This is a genomic window from Streptomyces gottesmaniae, from assembly GCF_031845845.1.
Lineage (GTDB): Bacteria > Actinomycetota > Actinomycetes > Streptomycetales > Streptomycetaceae > Streptomyces > Streptomyces akebiae.
The window spans coordinates 1-849 of the sequence record NZ_JAVRFJ010000098.1; the positions used below are offsets into that span (position 1 = coordinate 1).

Below are 849 nucleotides of genomic sequence, written 5' to 3' on the forward strand. Positions count from 1 at the left end.
TCTTCGGGATCTCGCCGCGTGAGGCGTTGGCGATGGATCCGCAGCAGCGGTTGCTGCTGGAGACGTCGTGGGAGGCGATCGAGCGGGCGGGTATCGATCCCACCACCCTGCGCGGCAGCCGGACCGGTGTCTTCGCCGGAATCATGTACCACGACTACGGGTCCCGCGTGACCCAGCCGTCGGAGGAGGTCGAGGGCTATCTCGGTAACGGCAGCGCGGGCAGCATCGCGTCGGGCCGGGTCTCCTACACGTTCGGTTTCGAGGGCCCGGCCGTCACGGTCGACACGGCCTGCTCCTCCTCACTGGTCGCCCTGCACTGGGCGATCCAGGCCCTGCGCCAGGGGGAGTGCACGATGGCACTCGCCGGCGGTGTGACCGTCATGTCCACTCCCGAGACGTTCATCGACTTCAGCCTTCAGCGCGGCCTCGCCGCGGACGGCCGCTGCAAGGCCTTCTCCGCCGACGCCGACGGGACGGGCTGGGGCGAGGGCGCGGGCATCCTGCTTCTGGAACGCTTGTCGGACGCGCAGAAGAACGGCCACCGCGTCCTCGCCGTCGTGCGGGGTTCCGCCGTCAACCAGGACGGTGCGAGCAATGGTCTGACGGCGCCCAATGGTCCGTCGCAGCAGCGGGTGATCCGTCAGGCGCTGGCGAATGCCGGTCTGAGTGCCGCCGAGGTGGACGCGGTGGAGGCCCACGGTACGGGCACGACGCTCGGTGATCCGATCGAGGCGCAGGCGTTGCTGTCGACGTATGGGCAGGAGCGGGAGGGTGGCCGGCCGTTGTGGCTGGGGTCGGTCAAGTCGAATGTGGGTCATACGCAGGCTGCTGCGGGTGTGGCGGGTGTGA

General features: G+C 69.5%; 1 protein-coding gene. It reads left to right on the forward strand.

The annotated features are described in order from the left end of the window. The coding region (locus tag RM704_RS44550; RefSeq protein ID WP_311593565.1) for a beta-ketoacyl synthase N-terminal-like domain-containing protein at positions 1–849 on the forward strand (849 nt) is incomplete at both ends.